Source organism: Tepidimonas taiwanensis, assembly GCF_020162115.1.
Taxonomy (GTDB): domain Bacteria; phylum Pseudomonadota; class Gammaproteobacteria; order Burkholderiales; family Burkholderiaceae_C; genus Tepidimonas; species Tepidimonas taiwanensis.
The window spans coordinates 731,134-746,439 of the sequence record NZ_CP083911.1 but is presented as its reverse complement, the minus strand read 5'-3'; the positions used below and the strand labels follow the sequence as shown (position 1 = coordinate 746,439).

Here is a 15,306-nt window from a genome sequence, read left to right as displayed (position 1 = left end):
GGGTTTGTAACCACACTTCAGAAGGTGCGTGTCAGCGCCACCGACACCGCTCTGCCCGGCGCGCTGTAAGCATCGATGACCGGCAACGTCGCCGACAACCCACGCACGTTCGTCCACTCCCAATATTTCCGATCGGCAACATTGCGCACCGTCGCACTCAACTGCCAATCCCGATCGATGCGCCAGCGCGCCCGCACATCGAGCGTCGTAAAGCTCGGCGGCAAGAACGGGCCACCACTCAAACCGCTGGCGTCGACATCCGACGCGCGTTTGGCCCACACGTGGCGCGCCGTTGCGCCCAGTGTCCACGCCTCATTCAATCGATGCTCCACCCCAACCACGAGCTCCGGCGGATTGACAGAGTTGAGCGGCCGCCCCGTCGTGTCCACGGTTCCTTTTGTCAGCCCATAAGCCACGCGCAATGTCGTTAGGGGCGTGATGGACCAACGCACCTTGAACTCGACGCCCCGCAACGTCACGCGGTCGCGGTTGACCGCTTGGTACGTGATCGGATCGCTCGCCGTACCCACGCCCGACACGGGCACCAAATCCTCGATAAAGTCGCGGTAGCGCCCTCGAAAAACCACCGCCTCGGTCTGCCACGTGTCGCCCTGTCGCCGCCAACCCAACTCCAGGGTGTGACTGGTCTCGGGCTTGAGGTTGGGGTTGGGAATCGTTCGATAGGCAAACCCCGCCCCCGCCAGATTTTCGAAAAAGTTGTTCAACTGCAGCGCCCCGGGTGCCCGAAACCCGGCAGCCCAGTTGGCGTACAGTTGGGCACCCGGCGCGTAGCGCCAAATCATCCCCAGCTTGGGCGAGAGTGCGTCGTCGCGCAGCGACGCCGGATCGCGCGGATACAAGGCATCGCGCCGCGCGTCCAGCTCCACGCGATCCCAACGCAGCGCCGGTATCACACTGAAGGCCTCGCTGGCCCACTCGGTCTGCACGAACAGCGCCGTGTTGCGCTCCACCGTGTCCGGGAAGCGCTTGAGCGGATAACGCTCGTACGACGGCGGCACCCGCCCCGTCACCAGGTTATCCAACTCGGTGCGGGTCAAATCCAGGCCATATACCGTGCGCACACCCCAATCCTTGCCCAACGATACGCTGCGCTGCGCCTGCCAGGACGCTTGCCAGAGGTTTTCGCCATACCGTACCGTGCGCTCGCGCTCTTGCGTCGCAGCGGGCTGCAGCGGACGAAATTCGATTGCCGACTCTTGTGCCCTTGCCTGCTGCCACGCCAGCAGTACCTGCATTTCGTCGGCCCAGGCGGCGTCTACGCGCCAGCGCCCGTCCCACGAAAAGCGGGTGCGCCGCATATCGAGCGTGCCGTCCAAATCGGCCACCGACAGCGGACTCGAGATAGTGACCGACCGCCCACTGAGCGCCTCCACCCGCCCGTCGCGCTCCAGGTGCTCCACGGTGAACTGCTGCCGCTGCCGCGCATCGGGCTGCCAGACGGCCTTGGCCAATACCGCTGACTGTTCCATGCGCTCAGGGTTGGGACGCGTTCGGGTGCTGTTGGGGGCGTCCACCGTGCCCTGATTGTCGAGCTCGCGCGCGCGCCCCAGCTGCACCGCCCCCAGCCACGACCACGCCTCGCTGGCGCGCCCGGCGACGGTCAAGCCCAGCCGACGATGCCGATCTTCTTCGTCGTAAGCCATCACCGCCCGCCCGCCCAACGTCGCCCCAGGCTGCAACAGCGCTTGAGGCTGGATGGTCTGCATCGCGACGATGCCCGCCAAACCGTCCGAACCGTATAACGCGGACGCAGCCCCGCGCTGGATCTCCACCCGATCGATGAGCCCCATGTCGTAGTAGTCGCGCCCGAACGCGGCCGAGCCGAAAACGCCGCTGACCAACTCCCGTGGCATGCGCACGCCATCAACCAGCAGCAACACGCGATTGCCCTCCAGCCCTCGGATGTTGAAGCCGGCGTTGCCCTCACGACCCGTCCCCCCGGGCGAGACGGCCGAGAACCGCACCGCCGCGCGACGCACGCTCACGTTGGGCAGGTCACGCACCAGATCACGAATATCTTGCACCTCCGCAGGGTTGAGCGCCTCGCCGCCGAGCACATCGATGGTGGCGGGCACCTCGTTCGGCGCACGCTCGCTGCGCGCACCCGTCACCACCACCGCCGGCAACGGCTCATCAGCCGACTGCGCCCACGCCGTCGCCGCCACCCACGCTGCGGCCCATGCCACAGCACGCCAGCGCCACCGCCCCGCTTCTCCTCGCATGAAACACTCCTTTCTTGAGACCGAGCTCTCACCACAAATCGTAACACGAATAACTCGCATTACGATACAGCTGGAAAAAAAGGTGCCCCACAGGGCACCGGCAAGAAAGCGCCAAGCCGCTCAGGCAGGCAACGCGACCTCGGCCTCGGTATTCGCCGACACAGCAGCCGACGACGGGACAGGGGTGCGGATCAGGTAGTCGAACGCCGACAGCGCCGCCTTGGCCCCCTCGCCCGCCGCGATGACGATCTGCTTGTACGGCACGGTCGTGCAGTCACCGGCGGCAAACACCCCGGGCACGCTGGTGTGCCCCTTGGCGTCCACCACGATCTCACCGAAGCGGTTGCGCTCGATCACACCATCGAGCCATTCGGTGTTGGGCACCAGGCCGATCTGCACGAACACACCCTCCAGCGCGATCGTGTGCTCGGCGCCGCTGGCGCGATCCCGATAGCGCAACCCCGTGACGCGCTGACCGTCGCCCTGCACCTCCAGCGTCTGCGCCTGCGTCAGCACCGTCACGTTGGGCAGGCTTCTGAGTTTGTCGACCAGCACCGCGTCGGCTTTGAGTTGCTCGGCGTATTCCAGCAGCGTGACGTGCTGCACGATGCCGGCCAGGTCGATCGCCGCCTCCACGCCGGAATTGCCACCCCCGATGACCGCGACGCGCTTGCCCTTGAACAACGGACCGTCGCAGTGCGGGCAGTAGGCCACGCCGCGGTTCTTGTACTCGGCCTCGCCCGGCACGTTGAGGTTGCGCCAGCGCGCGCCAGTGGCCAGAATCACGCTGCGCGCACGCAGCGTCGCCCCGTTGTCGAGACGCACCCCGACGTAGCCCCCCACCGCCTCCGGCGGCAGCAGTGCCGCTGCGGACTGCCCATTGATCAGGTCGACCCCGTAGTGGCGCACCTGCGCCTCCAGCGCCGCGGCGAACTTCGGCCCGTCGGTCTCCAGCACCGAGATGTAGTTCTCGATCGCGAGCGTGTCGTTGACCTGCCCGCCAAAACGCTGCGCCACCACCCCCGTGCGGATACCCTTGCGCGCCGCATACACCGCAGCCGCCGCCCCGGCGGGACCGCCGCCGACGATCAGGACGTCAAACGGCTCCTTGGCCGCGAGCTGCGCGGCCGCACGCGCCGCGGCACCTGTGTCCAACTTGGCAAGCAGCTCCTCCAGCGACGCGCGCCCCGAGTGAAACACCTCGCCATTGCGCAGCACGAGCGGCACCGCCATGACGTTGCGCTGCTCGACCTCTTGCTGAAACAGCGCCCCGTCGATGACCGTGGTGTGCACGCGCGGGTTGACGATCGCCAGCAGCGCCAGCGCCTGCACCACGTCTGGGCAGTTGTGACACGACAGCGACATGAACACCTCGAAGTGGTGTTCGCCGTCGAGCGCGCGCGCCTGCGCCAGCGCCTCCGGTGCCACCTTCGGCGGGTGACCGCCCGCCCACAGCAACGCGAGCACGAGCGAGGTGAATTCGTGCCCCAGCGGCACGGCGGCAAACGTCAGGTTCGGCGTGCCGTCCGGGCGGCGGATCGCGAACGACGGGCGCCGCACCGCCGTGCCGTCGGTGCGCAGCGTGATCTTGCCCTCCGACAAGCGCTCGATGGTTTGCAGCAGTTCCAGCAGCTCGCGCGAGCTGGCCGAGTCATCCAGCGTGGCCACCAGCTCGAACGGTTGCTTGACGTACGTGAGATAGTTTTGCAGTTGGGTTTGGAGTTGGGCGTCGAGCATGGGTATCGCTCCTGCAGGGGTGTGCGTTGGGTGACCGGGTCAGCGGCGCGATCGGCCCCGGGGCGAGCGCGCCCCGGGGTGCGGGTGGCGTGAGACCACCCGCACGGATCAGCGTCAGATCTTGCCGACCAGATCCAGCGACGGGGCGATGGTCTTGGCCCCCTCGTTCCACTTGGCCGGGCAGACCTCGCCCGGGTGCTCGGCCACGTACTTGGCCGCCTTGAGCTTGCGCAGCGTCTCCTTCACGTCACGCGCGATGGCGTTGTCGTGGATCTCGGCGGTCTTGATCACGCCTTCCGGGTTGAGGATGAAGGTACCGCGCAGCGCCAGGCCCTCCTCGTCGATGTGCACGTCGAACTGGCGCGTGAGCTGGTGCGTCGGGTCGCCGATCAGCGGGAACTTGGCCTTGCCCACCGCGGGCGAGGTCTCGTGCCACACCTTGTGCGAGAAGTGCGTGTCGGTGGTGACGACGTACACCTCGGCGCCGAGCTTCTGGAACTCGGCGTAGTGGTCGGCGGCATCCTCCACCTCGGTCGGGCAGTTGAAGGTGAACGCAGCCGGCATGAAGATCAGCACCGACCAGTGGCCCTTGAGGGACTGCTCGGTGATCTCGACGAACTTCCCGTTGTGGAAAGCCTGAACCTTGAAGGGCTGGACTTGCTTGTTGATGACAGACATGGTTGCGTTGCCTTTCTGCTGAGGTTGGACAAAGGAAAGCATCCTGGCAGAGGCGACCACTGAACGCGTCGATCCTGCCGGGATGACGCCTGAATCATAGCCCACATCAATCGCCACCAGTCATTGATAGTTGTTATCACACCCTTAGGCGGACGCTGTCGCCATTGATCGTAACAAGAACCATTCTCGTTTGTGTATACTACGTAAATAGGAATCGGTTTTCTTTTTCTTTCCCGCACGCACAGCCGTGCACCCTTCACGCTTGGTCCAACCGATGATGACATCACCCGAACACCACGCCCATCCCTCTGCGTTACCACCCAGTCCTCTGCGCCCGACGGCCGTCCTCCCGTTGGGTGCGCTGCTGCTGGCTGGCAGCCTCCAGGCGATCGCGCAAACCGCCCCTACTCCTGCCAACGACACGGCGGGGACCCTGGGCACCGTGACCGTCACCGACCAAAAAGAGCCGGTCGAAATCCGCAGCAAATCCACGCTCAAGCCGGAGACAACCCGGCTGGGCAAGGGCGAGCAGTCCCTGCGCGACATCCCGCAAAACGTCACGGTCATGACGGAACAGCTGCTCAACGACCGCAACCTGGACGACTTCCGTGACGTGCTGCGCACCACCGCCGGTGTGACCTTCCAGGCCGGTGAGACCGGGGAAGAAGACGTGCGCCTGCGCGGCTTCTCGCTGGGCCAAGCGGGTGACATCTTCCGCGACGGCATGCGCGAAGCGCAGCTGATCACCCGCGACACCTTCGCCACCGAGCGCGTCGAGGTCCTCAAAGGCTCGGCGTCGATGCTGTTTGGCAAAGGCTCCACCGGTGGCGTGGTCAACCAGGTCACCAAACAGCCCTTCCTGATGGATCGCTACGAGGTCGAGGCCACCATCGGCAACGGCAACCACCGCCGCGTGCAAGCCGACTTGAACAAACAACTCGGCCCCAGCAGCGCCATCCGCCTGAACGCCATGGTGCAAGACGCCGACAACTGGGGGGCCAAGGACGACCGCAAAGGCCTGGCGGCCAGCTGGCGCACGGGCATTGGCGAGCGCGACGAGTTTCAGGTCGACCTCTACCACCTCAAAACCGAACAGCGTCCCATCTATAACCACCCCTGGCTGCTCACCGGCAACACCGGCGACCCCAAGCGCATGATCGTGCCGGTGCTGCCCGCGAAGAATTTCTATGGCCTGGCGAGCGACTACACCAACAGCGAACAGACGGTTCTGACCCTGTCACACACCCACCGCTTCGGCCCCAACGAGGAGCTGCGCACCACGCTGCGCCACGGCCGCTATGAGCGCGACCTGTGGGCGACAGTTACCTCGTTCTGCCAAAACAACGCCACGCTGTGTCCGGGGCAAACCGTGAGCCTTGCCAACCCGCCCGGACCCAACACGATCTTGAGCCGCAACAACTTCAAGGGCCGCCGCGGCATCAGCGACATCACGCAGCTGCAAAGCGACTACAGCAACAAGTTCGAGCTCGGCGGCATGAAACACCACCTCACCGCCGGCATCGACATCACCGACGAAGATGCCCGGCGCAACCAAAACAACGGGGGCGGTGCGCTGCCCAACACGGCACCGCTGAGCGTTCGCACCACGCGCGTCGGCACCCCCAACGACGGCGCATCGCGCGACGACACCCGCACGTGGGTTTACAACACGTTCAATGCCAAGAGCGTCGGCGTCTATGCGCAAGACGTCGTGCAAATCGCGCCCCAGTGGAAATTGGTGGGAGGCCTGCGCTTCGACCGCTTCGAGGCCGACTACATCAACCGCGACACCACCACCGGCAACGTGATCGCCACCGGCTCGCGGCGCGACAACCTCTGGAGCCCGCGCGTCGGCGCCATCTGGGAGCCGGACGCCACCAGCTCGTACTACGTCTCCTACGGCCAGTCGTACAACACCTCGGGCGACACGTACCAGTTTGCGCTCGGCAACCTCGCTCCTGGCAGCAGCAACGCCAAAGTGGCCAACACCCCGCCGGAGAAGAGCCGCAACATCGAAATCGGCGGCAAGTGGGAGCTGTTCGACAAGCGGGCCTTGGTGGGCGTGGCCCTCTTCCGCAGCGAGAAATACAACGAGCGCAACACCGACCCGGACAGCGCCGCGACTCAAGCGCTGCTATCGGGCAAGCGCCACGCCACCGGGCTGGAAATCAACGCCGCGGGCCGCATCACCCCGAAGTGGGAGGTGTTCTACAACCACACCTGGATCCCCAGCGCCAAGATCGACAAGTGCAACGCGGCGACGTGCAACCCCGCCGGTTCTGCACAGCGCGAAGGCGACCGCCCGGGCCTGACACCCAAGCACAGCTTGAGCGCGTGGACCACCTACCGCATCGCGCCGCAGTGGCGCGTCGGGTTGGGCTTCACGCACCGCGGCGAGCAAAGTCCCGAGGGCAACCGCACGGTCGTGGCACCGTCGTTCACGGTCTGGGATGGGATGATCGAGTACACCGTCGATGAGAAAACGACGGTCAAGCTCAACGTCACCAACCTGACCGACAAAACCTATGCCGACGCGCTGTACCGGGGCTTTTACGCCCCCGGCGCGCCGCGGCGCGTGTACCTGAGCCTCAAGACCGTGTTCTGATCGGGTTAACCTGTTGCCATGCTGCTGACCCTGCCCGCCCTCCTGTCTCCGGAAGAAGTCCGGCACGCCCGCACCCTGCTCGACGCGCCGGACGCGCCGTGGGTGGACGGGCGGGTCAGCGCAGGTGCGCAAGCCCAGCACGTCAAACGCAACGAACAGCTGGCGCAAGACAGCGCGCAAGCGGCCGAGCTGCGCCAGCTCATCCTTGCCGCCGTGCAGCGTGACCCGTTATTCTTTTCAGCGACGCTGCCGCGCAAAATTTACAACCCACTCTTCAACCGCTACCGCCCCGAGGCCCCCACCTACGGGGCCCATATCGACAATGCCGTGATGCGCTCGCACGCCGACGGACAGTGGGTGCGCACCGACGTCTCGTGCACTGTCTTTCTCGCCGACCCCGACGAATACGACGGCGGCGAACTCACCATCCACGACACCTTCGGCGTCCAGCGGGTCAAACTGCCCGCGGGACACGCCGTGCTCTACCCGGGCACCAGCCTGCACTCGGTGGCCCCCGTCACACGGGGGGCACGGCTGGCCAGCTTCTTCTGGATCGAGAGCATGGTGCGCAGCGACGAACAACGTCGCTTGCTTTTTGAACTCGACATGAATCTGCTGCAACTGCGCCAGCAGCTGGGCGAAACCGCGCAGACGACCGCGCTCACGGGTGTTTATCACAACCTGCTGCGCATGTGGGCCACGCCATGACCGTAGCCGACACCGCGACGACACGCACCCCATCCGCCGCGGCCTCGCGCCCTGGCGGATCGTTGCCCGCTGCGGTCGCCGCATACTTCTTTGGTGGTGCGGGCCGCGAGGAAACCCTGCGTGCCAACGAGGCCGCGTGGCAGCGGCTGCACCTGTTGCCGCGGGTGCTGCGCACCCCAGCGCACATCAGCACCCAAATCCAACTGCTCGACCGCACGTGGCCCACACCGTGGCTGGCCGCGCCGATGGCGCACCTTCGGCTGGCTCATCCGCACGCCGAAACCGGTCTCGCCCTGGCCAGTGCCACGCAAGGGGCGGGCATGGTTTTGTCCACCCAAGCCACCACGCCACTGGAGGATGTAGCCCGGGCCGTGCAGGGCGAGCCCGGGCGAGGCCCGCTGTGGTTCCAGCTCTACCCCTACGGCACGCGCGCACAGTGGCAACAACTCGCCCAGCGCGCCGCCGACGCGGGCTACGAGGCCCTGGTGCTCACCGTCGACGCACCTGTCCAGTGGCCACAGACGCGCGCACGCGCTGCCGGATTTGCGCTGCCCACCGACTGGCCACAACCCAACCTCCCCGCCCCTGCCCCCCAGGGAACGCTGCAAAGCGTTTTGGCTGCTGCCCCGCGTTGGGAGGATGTCGCTTGGCTACGCGCCAACGCTCCCCTGCCCCTCCTGCTCAAAGGGGTGCTGCATCCGGATGACGCGCGCACCGCCGTCGATGAAGGACTGTGCGATGGGCTGATCGTCTCCAACCACGGTGGGCGCGTCCTCGACGGATTGCCTGCGACCGCCGCGGCGTTGCCCGCTATCGTTGCCGCCGTCCGTGACCGTGTGCCCGTCCTGGTCGACGGCGGCTTGCGCAGCGCGCTCGACGTGGTGCGCGCGTTGGCAATGGGGGCTCGCGGGGTGCTCATCGGTCGCCCCCTCATCGCTGCACTGGCCGACGGAGGCGCGCAGGCGGTCGCCAGCCTGTGGCGGCAGTGGCGCGACGAGCTTGGCGCGCTGCTGGCCCTGTGCGGCGTCGAACAACCCGGCGAACTCCATCCCTCCTTGCTTCAATCCGCTTGATCACGACCCCACCATGATCACCCTGGCCATCATCACCTTGCTGGGCAGCTTGGGTTTGGCGTTGCTTGCCGCCGCTTGGACGTTGCGACCATGATAACCGTGCTGCACTTTCTACCTCCCCATCGGATGTCGGGAACGGCTCCTGGTACGCCGGTACGCGCTGCTGCCCGGCCGTCGCGCACCGCGGCTGTCGTCGCGGCCGTCACCGCTGCGCACGCAGTGGCCCTTTGGGGCATACAGCACCTGGGCCAGCGTCCGCCGGTGACCACGCCCTCGCGCGTCGTGCAAGCCATGCTCGTGCCCACCACCTCCGAGCCCGCCCCCGCACCGCAGCCAGCCCCTGCGCCGGCTCCCACTGCGAAGCCACGCCCGCTCAAGCCGGTGATCCAGCGCACACCCACACCACCGCCCGTGGCTGTACCGGCTCCGGAGCCGACGACCGCTGTCCCCTCCGAGCCCGAGCCTGTCGCCGCCACCGCCAGCAGCGTGACAGCGAGCGTTTCGTCCACTGCGGCAACGGCGACTGCGGCTGAGGCGGCGGCTCCGCCTGGCCCACCCGCGCCGCCACCCAAGATCGAGCTGCCGTCTGCCTCTGCTGCATACCTCAACAATCCACCGCCGCCCTACCCGGCGCTGTCACGTCGGCTCGGCGAGGAGGGGCGCGTGGTGGTGCGCGTGCGCATCGAGCCCGACGGCACAGCCTCTGCCGCCGAAATTCGGGTCTCCAGCGGCTACCCGCGATTGGATGAGGCAGCGCTGACTGCCGTGCGCCAGTGGCGCTACGTCCCCGGCAAACGCAACGGTGTGCCCGAGGCCATGTGGTTTTTGGTGCCCATTCAGTTCGAGCTGCGCTGACCCCTATCCCACTCACACGCCGGGCGCAGCCGCGCCAGCGCTCACGGTCAGGCCGGACCTACGGAGCCGAGCCCGACGCTGGTCGCGCGCTCCATGACTTGTTTATTTGACACAGCCAACGAAAGGATTCGTCACGTGGAACCCCTCAACAACACCCCTCAATTCGGCTTGGCGCACCTGTGGGCGCAAGGCGACGGCATCATCCGCGGCATTGCGATCGCGCTGTTGCTCATGTCGGTGGTGTCATGGGCCGTGATCGTGCTCAAGGCATGGGATCTGCGCCGCTGTCGCGCCCAGGCGCGGCGCGTGGAGGGCTTCTGGCACGCGGCCGACTTTGCCGAGGGCCTCGATCGGCTCGGTCGCGAAGCCGACAACCCCTTCCGCTACCTGGCCACACACGGGCGCGACGCTGTCACCCACGTCCTGGGACAAGACGGCTCGCCCCGCACGCCCCAGCTGCACGATCAACTCGATGTGAGTGACTGGGTGTTGCGGGCGCTGCGCCACGCCATCGACGATATTGTGGCGCGGCTGCAAGCGGGTCTGTGGATTCTGGCCTCCGTCGGCTCGACCGCGCCCTTCGTCGGCTTGTTCGGAACGGTTTGGGGCATCTACCACGCACTGCTGGGCATTGGCATGAGCGGATCGGCCAGCCTCGATCAGGTGGCAGGTCCCATCGGTGAAGCGCTCATCATGACGGCGCTGGGGCTGGCCGTTGCCATTCCCGCCGTGCTCGGCTACAACGCACTGGTGCGTGGGCAAAAGACCGTGATCCATCAGATCAACCGCTTTGCGCACGAGCTCCACGCGTACTTCGTCACCGGCGCGCGTGTGGCGGCGCAAGCCCCCGCCCCCGCGGCAGAAACCAAGGTTCGCCCGCTGCGTACGGAGGGACGCGCGTAATCCGCGCGGCCACCGTGCAACGCACGCACACACAAGGAGTACAGGCATGGCCATCCAAGTCAGCGAGCACGATGACGGCGAACTGCTCAGCGAGATCAACATGATTCCCCTCATCGACGTGATGCTGGTGCTGTTGATCGTCTTCATCATCACGATCCCGGTGATGAAGCACGCGGTACAGGTCAACTTGCCACAAGCCAGCGCGGAGCCGCTGCCACCGCCACCGCAGGCCGTGCGCCTCAGCGTCACCGCTGACGGTGGCTACCGCTGGAACGACGAGCCGATTGATGGCACCGCACTGGAGCAGCGCTTGCAAGAAATCGCGGCCCTCGATCGGCAGCCGCCCTTGCACCTGATGGGCGACAAAGCCGTCGCCTACGAGCGCGTCGCCCAGGTGCTGGCCGCCGCGCAGCGTGCCGGTGTGCGCTCGATCGGGTTCGTCACCGAGCCGACCCCCTGAGCCAGCCCGCTCGGTCCTCATCGAAACGGTACCCCAAAGTGTCAAGTCCCCCCGTGGCACTCCAGCGCTGCGATGAGAATGGGGGAACGCCGGGCAGAAAAATCATGCCACTGCGACGACTGGGGGGCTCCAGACGGTCCGCTCCACGCACACACCAGGGAACTCCGGCACGCCGTTGGGCCTCAGAGTAAGCGTTGCGACGGGTGCCGCACCCGGCGTATCATTGAAACCGTCGACTCACACAAGGAGAGCCTGACCATGTCCTTCGACACCATCGCCCGCCGAGCCGACACCGTCGTCCTCGATGCGTCGCGGCAGCGCGTCCTGCGCAACACGTACTGGCTGCTGGCGCTGAGCCTCGTGCCCACCGTGCTCGGCGCCTGGATCGGGGTCAGCACCGGCATCACCGCCGCGCTCTCCGGAGGCGTGGGCCTGCTGGTCTTCCTCGGTGGCGCGTTCGCCTTCATGTTCGCGATCGAGCGCACCAAGCACTCGGCCACCGGCGTCGCGGTGCTACTCGCGTTCACGTTCTTCATGGGGCTGATGCTGTCGCGCCTGCTGGCCGTGGTGCTGGGCTTCGCCAACGGCGCGCAGCTGGTGATGACCGCGTTCGGCGGCACGGCGGCGGTCTTTTTCCTGATGGCCAACCTCGCCACCGTCATCAAGCGCGATCTGGACGGCCTGGCCAAGTGGCTGTTCTTCGGTGCGATCGTCCTGCTCGTCGGCGGCATCATCAACGTCTTCGTCGGCAGCACGGCGTTCATGGCCGCGCTGTCGGTGATGGCCATCGGCATCTTCAGCGCGTTCCTGCTCGTGGATCTCAAGCGCATCGTCGACGGCGGCGAAACCAACTACATCACCGCGACGCTGGCGCTGTACCTGAGCCTGTTCAACGTCTTCCAGAGCCTGCTGGCGCTGCTGGGCCTCTTCGGGGGTGAGCGCGAGTAAGTCCGCTTTCTCCGCAACGCGCGCAACAGCCCCGACAACGCCCCGTTGATCGGGGCTTTTGCATGATGGGCACACGCGTGCGTTGCACGGACAATCGGGGCATGTCCGCTACGCTGCCTCCCCCCACCGCCCACCCGCCGGCCACCCCGTGGACCGTGGGGCGGCCGCTGCGCTGGCTCGCCGCGGCGGCGGTGGCGACGCTGCTGGGCGGCTGCGACATGCTCGGCATCGACACCCCCGCCAAACAGGCCGAGCGGCGCGAGGCCGACGGCCGCGCGATCGGCGCCGGCTGCCGCCACACCCAGCGCAGCCTGGAAGACTGCTACGCGGCCAACCCCAAGGCCCCAAAGGCCGCGATCTTTGCCGGCTGGCGCGAAATGGACGAGTACATGCGGGAAAACAACATCCCGTCCGCCGCCCCCCCGGCGCCGCCGCCCGCCGCCCCCGCCGAGAAAGAGGAAATCATCGCGCCGCAGGAAACCGCCCCGGCGGCCGCGAAGGACACGCCCGCCGCGGCACCCGCCCCCACGCCGCCTGCCGGCAGCATCGTGCCGCGGCTGGCGCCGCCCACTCCAGCGCGCTGAGCGGCTCAGCCGTCCACGCGGTCAAACACCGCGATGCTCTCCACGTGCGCCGTGTGCGGAAACATATTCACCACGCCCGCGGCGACGCAGCGGTAGCCGGCTTGGTGCACGAGCAGCCCGGCGTCGCGCGCGAGCGTCGCGGGATTGCAGCTGACGTACACGATGCGCCGCGGCGCGTGCCATGGCCGGCCGTCGGGCGCGGCGGGCGGAGCATCGCCGGCAAGCGCGCGCTGGTGAAGGTCGGCCAGCGCCTTGACGAGTGCGAAGGCCCCCTCGCGCGGCGGATCGACCAGCCAGCGGTCCGCGCAGCCATACGCCACCAGCGCCTGCGGCGTCATCTCGAACAGGTTGCGCGCCTCGAAGCGCGTCGGCGCCAGCCCCCCGCGCGCCGCCTGATTGCGTGCCCAGTTCTCGCGCGAGCGCGCCACCAGCGCCTCGCTGCCCTCGACGCCCAGCACCTCCCCGGCCTGGGTGGCGATCGGCAGCGTGAAATTGCCCAGCCCGCAAAACCAGTCGATCACCCGCTCGTCCCGCTGCACCTGCAGCAGCCGCAGCGCCCGCTCGACGAGCACGCGGTTGATGTGCGGGTTGACCTGCGTGAAGTCGGTGGGCCGAAACGGCATGCGCAGGCCAAAGGCCGGCAACGTGTAGGCGAGTTCCGGCGTGCCGTCGTCCGGATCCAGCCGCTCGATGCTGTCCGGCCCCTTGGGCTGCAGCCACCACTGGATCGCCGCGTCCGCGTGCGCCCGCGCGAAGGCGCGCAACCGCTCACGGTCGGCTTCCGAGAGCGGCTGCAGGTGCCGCAGCACCAGCGCCGTCACGCCCTCGCCGCAGGCCAGTTCGATCTGCGGGCACGTGTCGCGTGCCTCCATGGTCATGAGCAGCTCGCGCAGCGGCACCAGCAGCGCGCTCACCGCCGGTGGCAGCACCGCGCACGACGCCATGTCGGCCACGTAGCGGCTCTTGCGCTCGTGAAAACCCACGAGCACCGTGTCCTTCTTGGGCACGTGGCGCACTGCCAGCCGCGCGCGCCAGCGGTAACCCCATGCCGGCCCCGCGATCGGCCGCAGCACCTGCTGCGGGCGCACCTTGCCCAGCCGCCACAGGTTGTCCTCCAGCACGCGCTGCTTGACCGCCACCTGCGCCAGCGGCTCGAGGTGCTGCATCTTGCACCCACCGCACGCCCCGGCGTGCAGGCCGAAGTGCGGACAGCGCGGCGGCACCCGCAGCGCCGAGGCACGCCAAACCTCGCGCACCTGCGCCGCCTCCCACTGCGCCTTGCGGCGCGTCACTTCCACCTGCACCCACTCGCCCGGCAGCGCGCCTTCGACGAACACCACCTTCCCGTCGGGGCGGCGCGCGATGCCGTGCGCCTCCATGTCCAGCGCCTGGATCCACAGCGCGTCGGGTGGCACGTCGCGGGGACGCTCTGGTGCGCTGGCCACCGCGGCCACGGACTCCCCGCCGACCAGCGGGTCGGCCCCGTTCACGTCGGTCGCGTCCATCAGCGGCTCGGCAGCAACGTCAGCGGGTCGACCGGCTTGCCCTGCCGGCGCACCTCGAAATGCAGCTTCACCCGGTCGGCGTCGCTGCTGCCCATCTCGGCGATCTTCTGCCCCTGACGCACGGTCTGGTCCTCGCGCACGAGCAGCGTCTGGTTGTGCGCGTACGCGGTCAGGTAGGTGTTGTTGTGCTTGAGGATGATCAGGTTGCCGTAGCCACGCAGGTCGGAGCCGGCGTACACGACACGGCCGTCCGCCGCCGCCAGCACCGGGTCGCCCGCCTTGCCGCCGATGCCGACGCCCTTGCTGCGCGTCTCATCGAACCGGTACAGCAGCGGCCCCTGCGCGGGCCAGATCAGCGCGACGGCATCCGACGCGGCTGCCGCGGGCGTCGCCGCGGGTGCCGCCGTCGGCGTCGACGCGGACGGGGCCGCGGTGGTGGCCGCACGCGTACTGCCAGTGCTCCCCCCTGCGGCCGCGGCCGTTCCCCCGGCCGAGCCGGCGCCACCGGCCGACGCATCGAGCGGCCGCGCCTGGACACTGCCCGTCGGCACCGGCTGCGTGGTGACGGCCGCGGTCGTGGCCGCCCCGTCCCCCGCTGCGCCGGCGGGCACCGCCCCCGGCGGCACCACCCGCAGCACCTGCCCCACCTCGATCAGGTTCGGGTTGCTCAACCCATTCCACGCCGCGATGTCACGCCAGCTCTGCCCATGCTCCAGCCCGATGCGGTAGAGCGTATCGCCGGGGCGCACCGTGTAGTAGCCCGGCTTGCCCGCGTTCTCGCTGCCGGGCAGCGGTGCCGCGGCCGTCGCTCCCGCCACCGGGGCGGGAGTGGTCGTCGGAGCCGCGCCGGGCGAGCGCTCCACCACCGGTGCGGGCCGCTTCGGGGCTTTGGGCGCGGCGCAGCCGGCCAGTGCAATCGCGACAATCCCCGCCAGCGCCAGCACGGGGCGGACGGGAACAAGGGGGAAGCGGTCACCGGTGGGGAAGCGGTTCATCGTGGTGCGTGG

13 protein-coding genes are annotated in these 15,306 nt (G+C 68.0%); 8 read left to right on the top strand and 5 right to left on the bottom strand.

The genetic code is table 11. The annotated features are described in order from the left end of the window. Positions 1-17 precede the first annotated feature (17 nt). The 3 genes from LCC91_RS03515 to ahpC form a co-directional block, all read right to left on the bottom strand. The gene (locus LCC91_RS03515) at positions 18-2,243 is read right to left on the bottom strand and encodes a TonB-dependent hemoglobin/transferrin/lactoferrin family receptor (RefSeq protein WP_161936834.1); all 2,226 of its coding nucleotides are present in this window, start codon (positions 2,241-2,243) and stop codon (positions 18-20) included. A 120-nt stretch (positions 2,244-2,363) separates the two neighbouring features. After that, positions 2,364-3,980 carry an alkyl hydroperoxide reductase subunit F gene (gene ahpF / locus LCC91_RS03510; RefSeq protein WP_043699854.1) on the bottom strand — a complete coding sequence of 539 codons (1,617 nt, stop codon included), beginning with the start codon at positions 3,978-3,980 and terminating at the stop codon, positions 2,364-2,366. Between the two features lie 114 nt (positions 3,981-4,094). Continuing rightward, complete coding sequence (gene ahpC, locus LCC91_RS03505) at positions 4,095-4,658, bottom strand: alkyl hydroperoxide reductase subunit C (protein WP_043699851.1); 564 nt, start codon at positions 4,656-4,658, stop codon at positions 4,095-4,097. Between the two features lie 274 nt (positions 4,659-4,932). Between ahpC and LCC91_RS03500 the strand changes: the two genes are divergently transcribed. The 8 genes from LCC91_RS03500 to LCC91_RS03465 all read left to right on the top strand — a co-directional run bounded on the left by LCC91_RS03500 (position 4,933) and on the right by LCC91_RS03465 (position 12,794). Beyond that, entirely contained in the window at positions 4,933-7,263 is a 2,331-nt protein-coding gene (locus tag LCC91_RS03500) for a TonB-dependent receptor (protein WP_143898475.1), read from the top strand. 18 nt (positions 7,264-7,281) lie between these two features. After that, positions 7,282-7,971, top strand: coding sequence for a Fe2+-dependent dioxygenase (locus LCC91_RS03495; RefSeq protein ID WP_043699848.1), 690 nt, complete (start codon positions 7,282-7,284; stop codon positions 7,969-7,971). Then, the gene (locus LCC91_RS03490; protein WP_082007516.1) at positions 7,968-9,044 is read left to right on the top strand and encodes an alpha-hydroxy acid oxidase; all 1,077 of its coding nucleotides are present in this window, start codon (positions 7,968-7,970) and stop codon (positions 9,042-9,044) included. Before LCC91_RS03495 ends, LCC91_RS03490 begins: the two co-directional genes overlap by 4 nt. 411 nt (positions 9,045-9,455) lie before the next feature. Beyond that, entirely contained in the window at positions 9,456-9,899 is a 444-nt protein-coding gene (locus LCC91_RS03485; RefSeq protein ID WP_224441008.1) for an energy transducer TonB, read from the top strand. 135 nt (positions 9,900-10,034) lie between these two features. After that, positions 10,035-10,802 carry a MotA/TolQ/ExbB proton channel family protein gene (locus tag LCC91_RS03480; RefSeq protein ID WP_043699845.1) on the top strand — a complete coding sequence of 256 codons (768 nt, stop codon included), beginning with the start codon at positions 10,035-10,037 and terminating at the stop codon, positions 10,800-10,802. A gap of 46 nt (positions 10,803-10,848) precedes the next feature. Beyond that, on the top strand, positions 10,849-11,262 hold the full coding sequence (locus LCC91_RS03475) for an ExbD/TolR family protein (RefSeq protein ID WP_043699844.1): 414 nt from the start codon (positions 10,849-10,851) through the stop codon (positions 11,260-11,262). A 258-nt stretch (positions 11,263-11,520) separates the two neighbouring features. Further along, entirely contained in the window at positions 11,521-12,210 is a 690-nt protein-coding gene (locus tag LCC91_RS03470) for a Bax inhibitor-1 family protein (protein ID WP_043699842.1), read from the top strand. Positions 12,211-12,311: 101 nt separating this feature from the next. Next, on the top strand, positions 12,312-12,794 hold the full coding sequence (locus LCC91_RS03465; RefSeq protein WP_197052551.1) for a hypothetical protein: 483 nt from the start codon (positions 12,312-12,314) through the stop codon (positions 12,792-12,794). A gap of 5 nt (positions 12,795-12,799) precedes the next feature. On the opposite strand, the gene rlmD is transcribed toward LCC91_RS03465, so the two are convergent. Then, positions 12,800-14,299, bottom strand: coding sequence for a 23S rRNA (uracil(1939)-C(5))-methyltransferase RlmD (rlmD, locus tag LCC91_RS03460; protein WP_082007514.1), 1,500 nt, complete (start codon positions 14,297-14,299; stop codon positions 12,800-12,802). Continuing rightward, positions 14,299-15,294 (bottom strand): peptidoglycan DD-metalloendopeptidase family protein, encoded by a 996-nt coding sequence (locus tag LCC91_RS03455; protein ID WP_052231468.1) that lies wholly within the window; start codon positions 15,292-15,294, stop codon positions 14,299-14,301. The genes rlmD and LCC91_RS03455 overlap by 1 nt, the downstream gene beginning before the upstream one ends. Between the last annotated feature and the right edge of the window lie 12 nt (positions 15,295-15,306).

What these genes read in the sequence shown, in the direction of transcription:
- rlmD (WP_082007514.1), bottom strand. Translation starts at nt 14,299, where the DNA reads ATGGACGCGACCGACGTGAACGGGGCCGACCCGCTGGTCGGCGGGGAG.
- LCC91_RS03500 (WP_143898475.1), top strand. Translation starts at nt 4,933, where the DNA reads ATGATGACATCACCCGAACACCACGCCCATCCCTCTGCGTTACCACCC.
- LCC91_RS03455 (WP_052231468.1), bottom strand. Translation starts at nt 15,294, where the DNA reads ATGAACCGCTTCCCCACCGGTGACCGCTTCCCCCTTGTTCCCGTCCGC.
- LCC91_RS03490 (WP_082007516.1), top strand. Translation starts at nt 7,968, where the DNA reads ATGACCGTAGCCGACACCGCGACGACACGCACCCCATCCGCCGCGGCC.
- LCC91_RS03475 (WP_043699844.1), top strand. Translation starts at nt 10,849, where the DNA reads ATGGCCATCCAAGTCAGCGAGCACGATGACGGCGAACTGCTCAGCGAG.
- LCC91_RS03515 (WP_161936834.1), bottom strand. Translation starts at nt 2,243, where the DNA reads ATGCGAGGAGAAGCGGGGCGGTGGCGCTGGCGTGCTGTGGCATGGGCC.
- LCC91_RS03495 (WP_043699848.1), top strand. Translation starts at nt 7,282, where the DNA reads ATGCTGCTGACCCTGCCCGCCCTCCTGTCTCCGGAAGAAGTCCGGCAC.
- ahpC (WP_043699851.1), bottom strand. Translation starts at nt 4,658, where the DNA reads ATGTCTGTCATCAACAAGCAAGTCCAGCCCTTCAAGGTTCAGGCTTTC.
- ahpF (WP_043699854.1), bottom strand. Translation starts at nt 3,980, where the DNA reads ATGCTCGACGCCCAACTCCAAACCCAACTGCAAAACTATCTCACGTAC.
- LCC91_RS03465 (WP_197052551.1), top strand. Translation starts at nt 12,312, where the DNA reads ATGTCCGCTACGCTGCCTCCCCCCACCGCCCACCCGCCGGCCACCCCG.
- LCC91_RS03470 (WP_043699842.1), top strand. Translation starts at nt 11,521, where the DNA reads ATGTCCTTCGACACCATCGCCCGCCGAGCCGACACCGTCGTCCTCGAT.